Source organism: Andreprevotia chitinilytica DSM 18519, from assembly GCF_000711875.1.
GTDB classification, from domain to species: Bacteria; Pseudomonadota; Gammaproteobacteria; order Burkholderiales; family Chitinibacteraceae; genus Andreprevotia; species Andreprevotia chitinilytica.
This window is the reverse complement of record NZ_JONM01000035.1, coordinates 11975-28460: the sequence shown is the minus strand read 5'-3', so window position 1 is coordinate 28460 and position 16486 is coordinate 11975. Positions and strand designations below refer to the sequence as shown.

Annotated in this window: 2 protein-coding genes; both read right to left on the bottom strand. The window is 63.7% G+C overall.

The annotated features are described in order from the left end of the window. Nucleotides 1-2769, bottom strand: a 2769-nt coding sequence (locus tag BR41_RS20565) for a non-ribosomal peptide synthetase (protein WP_156970830.1), incomplete at its 3' end; no start/stop codon positions are given. A gap of 10 nt (nt 2770-2779) precedes the next feature. Further along, entirely contained in the window at nt 2780-16390 is a 13611-nt protein-coding gene (locus BR41_RS25480) for a non-ribosomal peptide synthetase (RefSeq protein WP_035060990.1), read from the bottom strand. Between the last annotated feature and the right edge of the window lie 96 nt (nt 16391-16486).

The window sequence follows — 16486 nt, the reverse complement described above, 5'->3', positions numbered from 1 at the left end:
AGCGGCGAAGTCGGCGTACTGGATCGGCAGCGACCGGAGTTGGGCCGGTTGCTGTGTGCGCTGTGCTTGGTACAGCTGAGTCAGTTCATCCAGCAACACCCCCATCGACCAGCCATCGGCGACGATGTGGTGCAGCGTGTAATAGAGCAGATGCTCGTCGTCAGCCAGCCGGATCAGCCCGGCGCGAATCAGCGGGCCGGTGGCGAGATCGAACGGACGATTGGCTTCGTCACGCAATGCTGTAGCGGCTGCGTCGGCACGTTCCGTCGTCGGCAGCGACGTAAGATCAAGCAGCGGTAGCGCAAAACGATTTGCTGCAGTGACAACCTGCACTGGAATGCTGTCCTGCTGCGCAAAGTGCGTACGCAGGGCTTCATGACGGCCGATCAGATGTTCGAACGCTTGGCGCAGCGCCTCGGCATCGAGTGCACCTTGCAGATGCAAGGCCGCCGGGATGTTGTAGGACGCACTGCCGGGGTCGAACTGATCCAGGAACCACAGTCGTTGCTGGGCGAAGGACAGCGGGAAGGTGTGGGTTGTCTCGTTGTTGCGAGCCAGCGGCAGCAGTGGTGCCGCCGCATGCTGGGCACTGGCCGCATCCAGCACCGTCGCCAATGCAGCGATGGTCGGGTGATCGAAGAACTGCCGCAGCGGCAGATCACGGCCGAGCTGGCGGCGCAGTTGCGAGCTGACTTGCGTCGCGAGCAGCGAATGGCCGCCCAACTCAAAGAAGTTGTCGTGGATGCCGATGCGGTCGAGTTTCAACACTTCGGCCCAGATGGCGGCGAGTTGGGTTTCGGTGGCGTTGCGCGGGGCGACGAAGTTGACCGTGTCGTTGCTGCGTTCCGGCGCGGGGAGTGCTTTACGGTCGACTTTGCCGTTCGGGGTCAGCGGCAGCTGATCCAGCAGCATGAAGTGCGCCGGCACCATGTAGTCGGGCAGGCGTTGGCCCAACTGTTCGCGCAACGCGGACACTTCGATTTTTTGCCCTGCATCGGCTACCACGTAGGCCACTAGGCGTTTATCGCCGGGTACATCCTCTCGCGCCAGCACCACTGCACTCCGTACACCCGGCAGCGCCATCAGCGTCGCTTCAATCTCGCCGAGTTCGATGCGGAAACCGCGCAGCTTCACTTGCTGGTCGATCCGGCCCAGATAGTCGATGCGGCCATCGGGTAGATAACGCGCCAGATCGCCGGAGCGGTACATGCGTGCCCCAGCCTGGCCGAACGGATTCGGGACGAACTTCTCGGCGGTCAGATCCGGCCGGTTCAAATAACCACGGGCCAAGCCATCGCCAGCGATATACAGCTCACCGGCCACGCCCACTGGCACCGGTTCCAGATTCGCATCGAGGATGTAGGTCTGTGCATTGGCAATGGGTTTACCAATCGGAATGGCAGTCCCGTCGATCTCGCCGCTCACCGCCTCGGTGCAGGAGAAGGTCGTGCACTCGGTCGGGCCATAGCCATTGGTCAAACGACCACCGGCTGCCAAGAACGCTGCCACATGCGGTGGCGACAAGGCTTCCCCCCCCGCCAGCACATGCTTGGCCTTCACCAGCCGTGGCAATTCGTGATCGACCATCTGATTGAATAGCGCCGAGGTCAGCCACAGCGTATCGATGCGTTGGGTGTCGATGAATTCGCCGATCGCCGCCAATGTCAGCCGACCCGGTGCCGGCAGCGCCACGATTGCGCCATTCAGCAACGGCGCCCACAGCTCGAAGGTGGTGGCATCGAAGGTGGTCGGGGCCAGGTGCAGGACGCGGGCATGGGGAGCGAGGGAGAAGTAATGCGTCTCCCGCACCAGTCGCACCACATTGCGATGGGTGACCAAGACCCCTTTGGGCTGGCCAGTGGAGCCGGAGGTGTACATCACGTAGGCGAGGTGGTCGGGCGAAGTCACATCGGTCGGGTTGCTTGTCGGGAATCCGGCCAAAGCTGCATCGTTGAGGCGCAAAGTTGGTACGTCATCTAGATCGAGTGCCTCCCAAGCACCGCCATTGCTATCCCCCCCTTTGTGAAGGGGGGCTAGGGGGGATTTCTGCGGCATCTCAACGAGTGATGGCGTCGAAATCCCCCTCGATCCCCCTTCGAAAAGGGGGAGGACAAACCCCGCATCACTTCGAGCTGTCAAATTGGGGGACTTTGAACCGTCTGTCAGCACCAATGCCGGTGCAGCATCAGTGAGGATGTACGCCAGCCGTTGCGCCGGCAGCGCTGGATCGAGCGGTAGGTAAGCGCCACCGGCCTTGAGGATGCCGAGTACCCCAACCAACGATTCAAAGGAACGCTCGGCGCACAGGCCGACCAGTGTGTCCGGGCCGACACCGCGTGCCTGCAAGGCATGCGCGAGCTGGTTGGCACGGCGGTTCAGTTCGCCATAACTAAGTGCCTGCTCAAAACCAACTTCCGCAACGTCGCTACTTCCATTCCCCCCTTCGTGAAGGGGGGCTAGGGGGGATTTCTGCGGCATCTCAAGTTGTGATGGCGTCGAAATCCCCCTCAATCCCCCTTCGGGAAGGGGGAGGTTAGAAGCTGCAGCGCTGAGTGCGGACGGCTGGTGTGGTTTTGCGCTTGAATCCCCGTCAAACAGCGCAGCAACCCGCTCCGGTGCAGCAGCAGCCTGCTGCTCAAACAGAGCCTGAATACTCGCCTGCGGATAATCAGTCGCCGTGGCATTCCAATCCACCAGCATCCGCTGCAATGTGGCCTCGTCCATCGTGTCGCCGCTCGGGTCGCGGGGGAAGGCGTTGTGCGATGTCATGGTCAGCCTCCTAGCCAATACTCGGTTCAGCTTGCGTTTGCACACCGGACGTCTGATCCGGCGCGGCGGCGTGCAGGTCCCGGCTGATGGCGCGCAGGCAAGACGTCACTTCGGTGACGAAGCGCTGCATCGTTTCCGGCGTGTACATGCTGCGACAGTAGGTCCAGCCGACGCCGAGCCGGCCCTCGTGCACGGCGGAGCCGCCGAAGGGCCGGAAGCCCGGCCGCATCGGGCCTTCGTTGGGACCACGTGATTCCGGTGCGACGCTGAAGCTGCCGATCTTGATGTCCTGCGTGGTCGTGACGTGCGCGGGGACGAAGCCGAATTCGAGCTGGGCGTCGTTGAATCCAGCCATTTCCTCGCGCACCAGCGGGTCGTCGCACATGTGGCGCAGCAGGGTGTAATTCGCTTCCCGGCCTTTGACTGCTGCCAGTTGCCGTTGCGTGGCGTAGAGCGCGTCCAGCGTGGTTGCGCAGTCGCACAGATCGAGCGGCGTGCGGGTGTAGTGCATGCACCAACCCACCGTGCGCGATAGATCGAGGCTGTCGTCGAAGTCCACGTTGCGACCGTTCTGGCCGCCTAACAGCATGATCGCGCGCGATCCGGTCCAGTTGCCGTAGGCGAAGACGACCGCGCAGGTCACCACGTCGCCCAGCGACAAGCCGGGGAATTGCGCCACGAGGGCTTCCAGCGCTGCGGTTTCTTCGATGCTCAGTTCGTCGCCGGCTGCATCCAGCTCGGCTACCGCCGGGTTTTGCAGCAGTTTGTCCGGATGGCGCTCGGCGGGCAGGGGCTTGAAGCGATCCCACCGCTGGGCGCGCCAGTAGGCCAGATCGGCGATCACGTCCGGATGTTGCGCACGAGCCTGCCAGGTTTCCGCCACGGCTTTCATCGATGCGGTCTTGGGCGTGAGCGCTGGCTCCTGCCCCGCGGCGAGGCTGACGCAGGCTTGCTCCAGGTCTTCGATGAAGATCTCGCTGCCGAAGCGATCGACGATGGCATGGTGGATCACCAGCATCAGGCGCGGATGCTGGCCGTGGCCCAGCGTGAAATAGATCGCCTTGAACAGCACGCGCCGGATATCCAGCGATTGCTGGCGCTCGGCGCAAATGGCTTCGAGCCGGGCCTTGGCCTCATCCAGAGGCAGCGCGGACAGATCGACGGTTTCCCACCACGGTGCCATTTCGCTGGGAAGCTGGAATTGCTGCCGCCAGCGGCCGCCTTCCTCGACCCGTTCCTCAACAAATACGGCACGCATGGCATCGTGCAGCGCCAGCGTGTATTGCAGCGCCCGCTGCACGACCTCGGCCGAGAAACCGCCGGTGACTTCCAGTAGATCGGAGGCGTTCCAGTGATTGAGGTCGAAGCGCTTTAGGAAGTCGTAGGCATTGGGCATGACCGGTGCCGGGCCGGCCACCAGTTCGCGGAACGAGAAGTCGCTGACCGCCAGCCCGGTGCTCTGCTGGGCGAGGCAATGCGCAATGATGGCTTGCAGGCTGGTTTCGATGGCGTGGCCCAAGGCATCCATCTCCGCCTGGCTGTAGCGTTGGCCGTGGTAGTCGAGCGCCATGCTCAGGCAGCCGTCCCGCACGCCGCCGTTCAGGCCCAGCAGGTGGGAGCGTGGATGTTGCGGGTTGATGGTTTCGCCAGCGAATTCCGCCACTTGCCGGAATGGCGCATCCGTATCCGGCGTGGCACCGCTGTATTGGCCGAGGTAGTTGAAGACGATGGCCGCATCAGCCTCGACGTCGCCCAGCGGCTGGTCCGTCGCCAGATGGCGCAGGATGCCGAAGCCGATGCCCTTGGACGGCACCGTGCGCAGCTGCTCCTTCACGCCGCTGATCACCGCGCCGATATCCCCCTCGTTGGCAATCTGCAGCCACACCGGGTAGGCGCTGGTGAACCAGCCGATGGTTTCGTTCAGGTCGATTTCTTCGCTCAGCTCTTCGCGGCCGTGGCCTTCCAGCGTGATGCGCAGTTGCTTCACGCCAGCCCAGGCGGACAGGCCCAGCATCAGCCCCGCCAGCAGCAAATCGTTGATCTGCGTGCCATAGGCTTGATGGCAGCGCGTGAGCAATGCTTGCGTTTGCTCGGCATCGAGCCCGATCACGCGTGACATCGTCGCGCCCATGTTGTCCGTGCTCACGGGTTGGCCGGCAGGCAGGGCGTCGACTGGCTTGTGCAGCGTTTCCAGCCAATGACTGCGTTCACGCTGCAAGGGTTTGCCTTGCGCATGACGGCGCAGGAACTCGCCCCACTGCGCGTAGGACGAGCCTTTGCCTTCCAGCTGGATCGCCGCCGCGCCTTGTTGCAACTGCCGGTAGCCTTGCTCGATATCCTTGCGCAGGATGCGCCAGGACACGCCATCCACGATCAGGTGATGCAGCACCAGCAACAGGCGGTTGTCGTTGCCATCGGCCTGGAACCAGACCGCACGCAGCAAGGGGCCATCCGCCAGCGACAAGCCGGACTGAATCTCGCGCCCGTGGGCGGCTAGTGCGGCGAGGCGTTCTGCCTCGGCCAGCCCGCGCAAATCCGCGTGCCCGATCGATTGCGTGACCATATCGGGCTGGAAGGGCTGGAAATGCCCCTGCCACACGCCGTCGTGCTCGCTGAACCGCAGCCGCAGCGCATCGTGCCGCGCATATAGCGCCGTGACGATGGCCTGGAGCATGTCGGCATTGAAGTCAGCAGGAACGCACAACACAGCGGACTGGTTGAAGTGCTGCGGTGTGCTGCTGCCTTCCGCGAAGAAATCCAGATGGATCGGTAACAGCGGCAATGTGCCCTCGACCGGGCCTTGCGGCGCGAGCACACCGCTGGCGGTCTTGGCGTGCGGCAGCAGGGTGCGGATGGTCTGGTGCGCGAACATCTGCTTGGCGGTGAACACGATGCCGGCCTGCTTGGCGCGTGAGATCACCCGGATCGACAGGATCGAATCGCCGCCAATCTCGAAGAAATTGTCGGTCACGCCCACGCGTGGCACGCCGAGCACGCCTTGCCAGATATCGCACAGTGCGCGCTCCGCTTTGCTGGCTGGGGCCACGTAATCGTCCAGTGTGGCTTGGGCGAGGTCAGGTGCCGGCAACGCCTTGCGGTCGAGCTTGCCTGTCGTGGTGAGCGGCATGCGATCGAGAAAGACGAAGTGCGACGGCACCATATACGGCGGCAGGGTGCGCGCCAGGTGTTCGCGCATTTCCGTCGCGCCGACTAACTTGCCAGCGTAGCGATCCAGCGTGGCCAGCACGCGGCCGGCGTTTTCGGCATGCAACCCTTCGGCCAGCACGCTGTTATCGAGCACCAGCAGGCGATCCAGCCGTGCGTCGTCGTACTGGCGATAGGCAGTGTGGACATCGGCCAGGCTGGGGAGCGGCGCAATGGCGTTGCCAGCCGGCAAGGGGTGCTCCACCCAGATGCACGGGTCGTAGTAATGCGCGACGCCGCTTTCCAGCGATACGTGGACTGGCGCGAGCGTATCCGGCAGCTGATGCAGGCCGGAGCGCGCAAAGCGCTGACCGCTCCAGCTGGCCCATTCCTCGGGGCTGCCTGTGACGTATTGTGAGTGTTCCTCCCAGCCCACCACGCGGCCGCCTGCGTCGCAATGCAGGCGCAGCCAGCCGTCGACGAGCTTGCCGTCCGCATCGCGCAAATCGCTGTAATCCGCGATGGACACTTCCTGATGCTGCGTCTTGGCGATGGGGCGCAGGGCTACGAGCACGTGGCTGAGCGAACGGCTCTTTGCCAGCAGCTTGAATGCATCGACGATCAGCCCGGCGATCTTGCGATTCTTGTAGGCCGGGTCGATGACGCCAGCGAGCACGACCAGCGTGTTCGGCGCAACGCCGCGCCGATGCTCATCGCTCGCTTGCGTCAATGCGCCATCCCAACCTCGCGGCAAGTGGCTGCGCGTGCCGTCCCAGTTCAGCAGTACCGCGTTGCCGATGCCGACTGCCGCATCGAATGTTTCCTTGATCATGATCTGCGCTTCGGGGAAGTCCGCGTACATGGATTCCCAGTGCGTTTTCAGCGTCGGCGAGCCGGCGAAGTAGTCCGGCCACGCGCCGACGTGCAGCGCATCGAACGCAGCCCGGCCGTAGGGCAGGGTCGCCAGCGGGTAGACCCGGTAGCTGCGTGCATCGGCGTCTTTGATCGTCAATTCGTGTTCAAGGCACGCCACACCGACGGACTGCTCACCAACGGTGAGCCGCCATGCGGCCGAGAACGGCGCGGCAGCCGCATGTAGGCGGACGGCGATGTGTTCCCGCCCTGACACATGCGGTGGCAGCGGGCTGGTGGCGCGGACCAGATAGGCGGCCAGCGCCTTGCCATCACCCTGGCTGACCGGGGTGACAACGGCTTCCGTGATCTCGCGATGCGCCAGCACGGCGGTTTCGATTTCGCCGACTTCGATGCGGAAGCCGCGAATCTTCACCTGATCGTCGATGCGGCCGAGGTATTCCAGATTGCCATCCGGCAGATAGCGCACCGAATCGCCGGACTTGTACATCCGCGTGCCCGGCTCGCCATAGGGGTTGGGGATGAAGCTTGCCGCGGTCAGGTCGGGGCGGTTCAGATAACCCCGTGCCAGCCCGTCACCGGCGATATACAACTCGCCCGCAACGCCAACCGGCACCGGGTTGAGCCCGGCATCGAGCACATAGAGCTGCGTGTTGGCCTCGGGCTTGCCGATAACCGGCCGATCTGGTGCTCCATCTAGCGCAGCGATGGCGACATCGACCGTGCATTCGGTCGGGCCATAGGCATTGAAGAAATGCTTGCCCTGGATGGCCTGCAGCGATTGCCACAGCGCGGTATCGATGGCCTCGCCGCCGAATACGACGATGCGCGGCAGCGTATCGGCCTGGCCGTGTTCCAGCATGTAGCGCAGTTGCGCTGGCGTGGTATCGAGCGCATCGAGCTGGTGTTCGGTGAAGAACGCGCCCAGCGCTTCCGGCGAGAGGCGGGTTTCCTCGGGCACGATATGCAGCGTGTGACCATCAAGCAGCAGGATGAATTCGGATACCGAAGCATCGAACACGTACGGCGCGTTGAAGCTGGTGTGCAGCTTTTCAGCGGCGTGGCGACGATGGATGCCTTCGATATGCGCCAGCGCAATGTTCACCACCGCCCGGTGCGGCGTCTGCACGCCCTTCGGCCGACCGGTGGAGCCGGAGGTGTAGATCACGTAAGCGATGTTGTCTGGATACGCCAGCGGGGCCGGGTCATGCGCAGCCTGCTCGCGCAGCACATGGGCTTGGGTATCGAGCAGGAACACCGCGTCGTCCGCCCAGCCCTGCATGGCTTGTACGGATTGCTGGGTCAGCAGTAGGGCCGGTTGCGCGTCGGCCAGCATATAGGCAAGCCGCTCGTGCGGATAAGCCGGGTCCAGCGGCACATAGGCACTGCCAGCCTTGAGGATGCCGAGCATGCCGACGACCATATCCAGCGAACGCTCGACACAGAGAGCGACGCGTTGCTCCGGCCCGACGCCACGGCCGCGCAGATAGTGAGCCAGCCGGTTGGCGCGTTGGTTGAGCTGCGCGTAGCTGAGCACCACGCCCTCGAACGCCAGTGCCGGGTGATCTGGCGAGCGCTGGACTTGTGCTTCGAACAGCTGATGCAGCGTCTGGTCGGCTGGGTAAGGCCGCGTTGTGTCGTTCCAATCCACCAGCAATTGCCGGCGCTCAGCCGCGCCCAGCATCGGCAGGTCCGCGATTGGCGTGGCGGAATCAGCCACGATGGCTTCGAGCAGATGCAGGAAATGCCCCGCCATGCGGGCGACGGTGGTCTCGTCGAACAGGTCGGTGTTGTATTCGAACAGCGCCAGCAACCGGTCTTCGTGCTCGATCAGCCCCAGCGTCAGGTCGAACTTGGCCACGTCACGCTCCAGCATGACCGGCTCCAGCATCAGCCCCGGCAACGCCAGATCGCCGCGTGGGTTGTTCTGCATGGCGATCATCACCTGGAACAGCGGCGTATGGCTGGTATCGCGTTCCGGCTTCAGCACATCCACCAGCTGTTCGAACGGCAGGTCTTGATGCTCATACGCGCCGAGCGTGGTATCGCGCACCTGCTGCAACAGGGCATCGAAGGCCGGGTTGCCGTCGAGGCGCGTGCGCAGCACCAGTGTGTTGACGAAGAAGCCGATCAGCGGCTCGATCTCGGTGCGGTTGCGGTTGGCAATCGGCGTGCCGATGCACAGATCGGTCTGGCCGGAATAACGCGACAGCAGCAGGCTGAAGGCGGCGGTCAAGGTCATGAACAGCGTGGCGTCCTGACGGCGGCCAAGGGCCTGCAGGCCGGACAGCGTTGCGGCCGGAATCCACTGCGGGAACTTGGTGCCATCGAACGTTTGTACTGGCGGGCGCGGCCGGTCGAACGGCAATGTCAGCTGGGTCGGCACGCCATCCAGCGCGGCTTGCCAGTAATCCAGCTGCGTTTGCAGCACCGGGCCGCTGAGCCACTGGCGCTGCCACGCGGCGAAGTCGGCGTACTGGATCGGCAAGGTGGGGAGCTGGGCCGGCTGCCGGGTGAGATGCGCCCGATACAGTGCGGTGATCTCATTCATCAGGATGCCCATCGACCAGCCATCCGTGACGATGTGGTGCAGCGTCAGCAATAGCACATGCGTGGTCTCATCCAGCCGGATCAGCCCGGCGCGGATCAATGGCCCGGTGCCCAGATCGAACGGCGTGCGCGCTTCGTCCTGCGCCAGCCAGCCCAGCTTGGCATCCCGCTCGCCATGCGGCAGGTCGCTCAGGTCGGTGACGGGCAGGGCGATTTCCAGCTTTGCGTGGATGTGCTGCGTTGGTTCGTTGCCGTGGGTGATGAAGGTTGTGCGCAGCGCTTCATGGCGTGCGACGACATCATTCAGCGTGTGGCGCAGCGCGGCGATATCTAGCGTGCCGGTCATCTTCAACGCCATCGGCATGTTGTAGACGGCGCTGCCGGTTTCGAACTGATCGAGGAACCACAGCCGTTGCTGGGCGAAGGACAGCGGCAGCGGCTGACTGCGGTCGACTGGCAGGATTGCAGGGACTTCCGCGATCCGCTGGCCGGCGAGATGCTTGCTGAGTGCCGCGACGGTTGGTTCGGCAAACAAGGTGCGCAAGGCGAGTTCGATGCCGAAGTGCTGCCGTACCTTCGACACCAGTTGCGTCGCCAGCAAGGAGTGCCCGCCGAGTTCGAAGAAGTTGTCGTGCACACCGACCCGATCCAGCTTGAGGACTTCGGCCCAGATAGCGGCGAGCTGCGCTTCAGTGGCGTTGCGTGGGGCGACGTAGCCGGCTTCATCCCGGCTGCGGTCGGGCGCTGGCAGGGCTTTGCGGTCGACTTTGCCGTTGGGGGTGAGGGGAAGCTGATCCAGCACGATGAAATGCGCCGGGATCATATAGTCGGGCAGGCGTTGCAGCAGGTGTTCGCGCAGGCTTGATGGTTCGAGGGTATGGCCTTCGTTGGTGACAAGGTAAGCCACCAGACGCTTGTCGCCCGGTTCATCCTCCCGCGCTAGCACGACGGCATCGCGCACCGCAGGCAGGGCAGTCAGGCTGGCTTCGATCTCGCCGAGTTCGATGCGGAAACCACGCAGTTTCACCTGCTGGTCAATGCGGCCCAGATATTCGATGCGGCCATCCGGCAGATAGCGCGCCAGATCGCCAGAGCGGTACATGCGCTCGCCTGCTTCACCGTAGGGATTCGGCATGAAACGTTTTGCAGTTAGGTCGGGGCGACCGAGATAACCTCGCGCCAAGCCGACGCCAGCGACGTAAAGCTCACCGGCCACGCCAACCGGTACGGGTTGCAGCGCGTCATCCAACAGATAGACACGGGTATTGGCGATTGGGTGGCCAATCGGCGGGGTAGTGCCGTTGCCTTCATCGCAACGCTGGATCGTGGCGCAGACGGTGGTTTCAGTCGGGCCATAGGCATTGAAGAACCGCCGTCCCGGTGCCCAGGCATCGACCAACGCAGCAGGGCAGGCTTCACCAGCGACGATCAGCGTAATCAGAGCCGGCAGGGTGGAAGAATCCAGCCACGGCAAGGCTACGGGCGGCAGGGTAGCGACCTGAATCCCCAACTGTTGCAAGGTCATTTGCAGTGCTGCACCGGGAACCAGCTCGGCTTTGGCAGCCAAGCACAGCGTTGCACCCGCACCCAGCGCCATGAAGATTTCAGACGTGGCGGCATCGAAATTGAACGAGGCGAATTGCAGCACCCGCTGGCTGGGCTGAACGCCAAAGGCGGCAATCTGCGCCAAGGCCAGATTGGTTAGGCCCGCATGGGACAGCAGCGTGCCTTTGGGGCGTCCGGTCGAGCCCGAGGTGTAGATCACGTAGGCGAGTTGCTGTGGCAGAACGGACAACACCGGCCGTTGCGTGGAATAGGCATCGAACAAAGCTGTCAGCTCATCCAGGCAGCACAGATCGACTGTCTGCCCAGCCAATACCGACCGATGTCGAGATTGCGTCAACACCAGCTGCGGCTGGGCATCCGCCAGCATGTAAGCCAGCCGTTCCGCTGGATAGTCGGGATCGAGCGGCAGATAGGCACCACCGGCCTTGAGCACGGCCAGCAGACCGATCACCAGATCGAGCGAGCGTTCCAGACACAGGCCGACCAATGTGTCCGGGCCTACACCTTGGCTGCGCAGGTAATGCGCGAGCTGATTGGCGCGAGCGTCGAGTTCGCCGTAGCTCAGTTGCGTGCATTCAAACACCAGCGCGATCTGGTTCGGGGTTTGGGTAGCATGCTGCTCAAACAACTGATGGATCGCTTGTTCGGTTGGATACGTAACAGCGGTGTCGTTCCAATCCACCAACAACTGCCGCGATTCCGCCGCACTCAGCAGCCCCAAATCCGCAACTCGCTGCTCTGGCGCAGCAACGATCTGCTCAAGCAGCGTCGTGAAATGCCCGGCCATCCGGGCAATCGTCACGGCGTCGAACAGGTCGGTGTTGTATTCGAACAGCGCCTGCAGTTCCGCGCCGTCTTCCATCACGTTCAAGGTCAGGTCGTACTTCGAGGTCGCCCGTTCCACGTTGACGGTTTCGAGCGTGAGGCCGCTCAGCGCCAGCTGGCTACGCGGGTTGTTCTGCAACACCAGCATCACCTGGAACAGCGGCGAATGGCTGGTCTGGCGCTCGGGCCGCAGTACTTCCACCAGTTGCTCGAACGGGGTGTCCTGATGATCGTAAGCACCCAGCGTCGTCTCGCGTACCTGTTGCAGCAGTTCGGCAAAGGCCGGGTTGCCGTCGAGGCGGGCGCGCAGCACCAGTGTGTTGATGAAAATGCCGATCAGCGGCTCGATCTCGGCGCGGTTGCGGTTGGCGATGGGCGTGCCGATGCAGAGGTCGGTCTGGCCCGAGTAGCGCGACAGCAGCACGCCGAAGGCAGCCAGCAAGGTCATGAACAGTGTGGCCCGGTGCTGCTGGCTCAAGGCGTGCAGGCCGGATGCAATATCGGCCGGCACGGTGAAATTGAACACGCCGCCGGTATAGGTCTGCACCGTCGGGCGTGGCCGGTCGGTCGGCAGCGCGAGCAGCGCGGGTGCGCCTTGCAGCCGTTGTTGCCAATAGCCCAGTTGCGCATCGAGCACTGCACCGCTCAGCCATCGCCGCTGCCAGCAGGCGAAATCGGCGTATTGCAGCGGCAAGGGCGCGAGGGGCGACGGCGTGCCGTGCAGATGCGCTTCGTACAGCGCAGCCAGCTCCGCCACCAGAATGCCGGTCGCCCAGCCGTCGGTGACGATGTGATGCAGCGTGACGGACAGCACGTGATGCGTCGGCGCGAGCCGAACCAGAATCGCTTTGAGCAGCGGCCCGGTGGTCAGATCGAACGCGGTGCGGCTGTTGGCCTTGAGCAGTGCAGCACAAGCGTCGGCGCGATCGGCTTCATTCACAGCGCCGAGGTCAGTGATATCAAGCGAGAGCGTCAGTTGCGGCGCGACGATCTGCACCGGCTCGCCATCGCGCATGCCGAAGGTGGTGCGCAGCGCTTCATGCCGTGCCACCACGGCGTTCAATGCTGCCGTCAGCGCGGCGGTGTCGAGTGCGCCTTGCAGGCGGATGGCGAACGGGATGTTGTAGACCGCGCTGCGTTCGAACTGATCCAGAAACCACAGCCGTTGCTGGCTGAACGACAGGGGGAAGGCGTTTTCCGCGTCGTCGCGGCGGTCCATTGCCGTGATCGGTGGCAGCAAGGCGGTACGTTGCGCCTGGATTGCGTCGTCGATCTTTCGGGCCAGCGCAGCCACCGTCGAGGCTTCGAACAGTGCCCGCAGGGCGATATCGATATTGAATGTGGCGCGCAGCTTGGAAATTACCTGCGTGGCGAGCAGCGAATGCCCGCCGGAGGCAAAGAAGTCATCCTCCGCACCGACGCGTTCCAGCCTGAGCACCTCGGCCCAGACGCCGGCCACGGCTTGCTCGGTTGGCGTGCGCGGCGGCACGTGGCCGAAGCTGGTGCGCTGCAGGTCGGGTGTGGGCAACGCCTTGCGGTCGATCTTGCCGTTCACGGTGAGCGGCAGCTGATCCAGCAGCAGGATGTGCGCCGGCACCATGTAGTCCGGCAGCCGTTCGGCCAGCAATGCATGCAGGCTGGCCGCGCTCACGCCGCCGATCTTGGGGACGACATAGGCGACGAGCCGCTTCTGGCCCGCGCCATCGCTCACCGCCGCGACCACGGCAGCGCGGACTTCGAACAACGCCGCCAGCGCGGCTTCGATCTCGCCCAGCTCGATGCGCATGCCGCGAATCTTGACCTGGAAATCCTTGCGGCCCAGCAGCCGGAATTCGCCATTGGGCAAGATGCAGCCCAGGTCGCCGGTCTTGTACAGCACGTCCGTCGCGCCTGCTGTCAGCGGATTCGCGATGAACGCCGCTTGGTTGGCGGCATCGTTGCCGAAATAGCCCAGGCTGCGGTACGGCGTGCGGATGTGAATCTCGCCGATCTGGCCGGCGAAGCAGGGTTCGAGGTTGTCGTCGAGCAGAATGGCTTGCGCGCCGGGAATGGGGCGGCCGACCGGGATGAAGGCTTCAGCAATCGGCTCGGCCGGCAGACGGTGGAAGAACTTCGCCAGCGTCGTCTCGGTCGGCCCGTACAGATTGACCAGCCGCGCCCGCGCGCCAAAGGTGGCGATCCAGCGGTTGGCATCGGCGGGCAGCAGCATTTCACCGGCCAGCAATACGTGTTGCAGGTCCGGCAGGCGGGCGGCGGTCAGGCCAGTGTCGAGTAGGGTGCGGAACAGCGTCGGCACGCAATGCATCAGGTTGACGCCGGTCTGTTCCAGCCAGCCAAGCAGCGTCGGCGCATCCAGCACGGCATCGGCCGGCGGAATGCAGACGGTGCCGCCCGCGCACAGCGCCGCGAAAACGTCGCGCAGGTAAACGTCGAAAGTCGGGATGGTCAGCTGGCTGATGCGGGTGTCGGCAGTGATGCCAAACTCGGCGATTTCCCACTGGATGAAGTGCGCGAGGCCTTGCACGCGGCCCAGCACCGCCTTGGGTTTGCCGGTCGAGCCGGAGGTGAAATAGACGTAGCACGGCGCATCGGGTGCGACGCGGATCGGTGGCGTTTGCGTGGCGGCAACACCACCCACCACTTCGCCGTACTCATCCAGTTGCAACAGGCCGGGTTTGGGCGTGTTGGGATAGAGCGCGTCGATCAGCGCGGCATGCTCAGCTTGCGAAATGAGCCATGTCGGCGCGACCACGTCGATCATGTCGTTCAGACGTTGCGTGGGGTAGGCCGGGCTCAATGCGGCGAAAACACCGCCTGCCTTGAGCACGCCCAGCATCGCGACGATATGCAGTATCGGATCGTCCAGCAGGATGCCGACCGTCTGGCCTTGCACGCTGCCTTGCCGGGTCAGGCCACGGGCGATCTGCGTCGACAAAATATCGAGCACGCCGTAGGTGATCTCGCGGTCTTCGTGCAGCAGCGCCACGCTGGCGGCATCGGCATTGACCGCACGCTCGAACAGATCAAGCACGTTGTTTGCGGCCAAAGGCAGCAACAAATCGCTGTCTGTACTGGTGGAAAAACCGGGCTGGAGCTGATCCCAGATCGCCAAGGTCGCGGCGCGCTCGGCCGGTGTTTGCAGCGGCAGCTGAGTGATGCGCTGCTCGGGGTTGGTCGCAACCGCATCGAGCAGGCAGGTAAAGTGCCGGCCCAGGCGCTCGATGGTTGCCGCATCGAACAGGTCGGTCTTGTATTCCACCGAGCAGGTGAGCATGCCGGCATGCTCGAAAATCGCGATGCGCAGATCGAGCTTGGCGGTGGCCGTGGTCGCCGTCGCTGGTTTGAGCGTGAGCCCCGGCAGGTTCAGTTCGTCCAGCGGTGCGTTCTGCAGCACCAGCATCACCTGGAACAGCGGCGCATGGCTGGTGGAGCGCTCGGGCTTGAGGATTTCCACCACCTGATCGAACGGCATGTCCTGATGGTTGTAGGCGGCGAGCGTGGTCTGGCGCACTTGCTGCAACAGTTCGGTGAAGGTGGGATTGCCCTCCAGATCGGTGCGCAGCACCAGCGAATTGACGAAGAAGCCGATCAGCGGCTCGACTTCGTCGCGGTTGCGGTTCGCGATCGGCGTGCCGATGCAGATGTCGTTCTGGCCGGAATAGCGTTGCAGCAACACGTTGAAAGCGGCGGACAGCACCATGAACAAGGTGCTTTGCGTGGTACGGCTCAAGGCGTACAGCGTTGTGGTGGTGGCTTCTGCAATCGTGAAGTTGTGCGTGGCGCCGGCATAGGTCTGCACCAGCGGCCGGGGCTGGTCGGTGGGCAGTGCGAGCAGGGCCGGTGCGCCGGCCAGTTGTTTTTTCCAGTAATCGGCTTGTTTGTCGAGCGTCGCCCCGGTTAGCCATTGGCGTTGCCAGTGGGCGAAGTCGGCATATTGGATTGCCAGCTCCGGCAGCGGCGATGGTTGCTGCTTGGTATAGGCGCCATACAAGGCCGCCATTTCGCGGATCAGCACGCCCATCGACCAGCCATCGGAGACGATGTGGTGCAGGGTGTAGAGAAGGATGTGATCATCCGGCGCGAGCTTGAGCAGCTTGGCGCGAATCACCGGCCCGGTAGCCAGATCGAACGGAATCTTCGCTTCGTCATCGCCCCGTCGTTGCGCGACGCTTTCCCGCTCGTGCGCCGGTACCTCGGTCAGATCGGCCACCGGCAATTCAATGGTCAGCGTGGCGGCGATGATCTGCTGCGGCACGTCGTTCACCAGCGCGAAGTGGGTGCGCAGCGTTTCGTGGCGGCGGACGATTTCGTTCAACGTCTGGCGCAGCGCGGCCACATCCAGCGCGCCGCAGAAACGCATGGCGTTGGGGATGTTGTAGAACGGACTGCCGGCTTCCAGCTGATCCAGAAACCACAGCCGTTGCTGGGCGTAGGACAGCGGCAGCGGTGTATCACGCGATACGCGAACCAGCGGCGCGCGCTCGGCATCCAGGCCGAAGGTACTGGTCAGGAACGCAATGATGGCGTCCTTGTTGTCCCGGATTTTTGTCTGGGTCTCAAGCGGCAGCACGCCTTTCGCGCTCTGGCTGCGCAGCTTGCCGTTCTGCACGGAGAAGGTCACGCCCAGCTCACGCAGTTCCATCAGGAATGCTTTGATATCCATCTGTCAGTCCGTTTCCAGTGTTTGGCGTGCCGTGGGCACGCTTGGGTGTTCAGTTGCCGGTTTGCGGCGTTTAGAGCGTGTTGGCGATTTTGCAGA

What these genes read in the sequence shown, in the direction of transcription:
- BR41_RS25480 (WP_035060990.1), bottom strand. Translation starts at nt 16,390, where the DNA reads ATGGATATCAAAGCATTCCTGATGGAACTGCGTGAGCTGGGCGTGACC.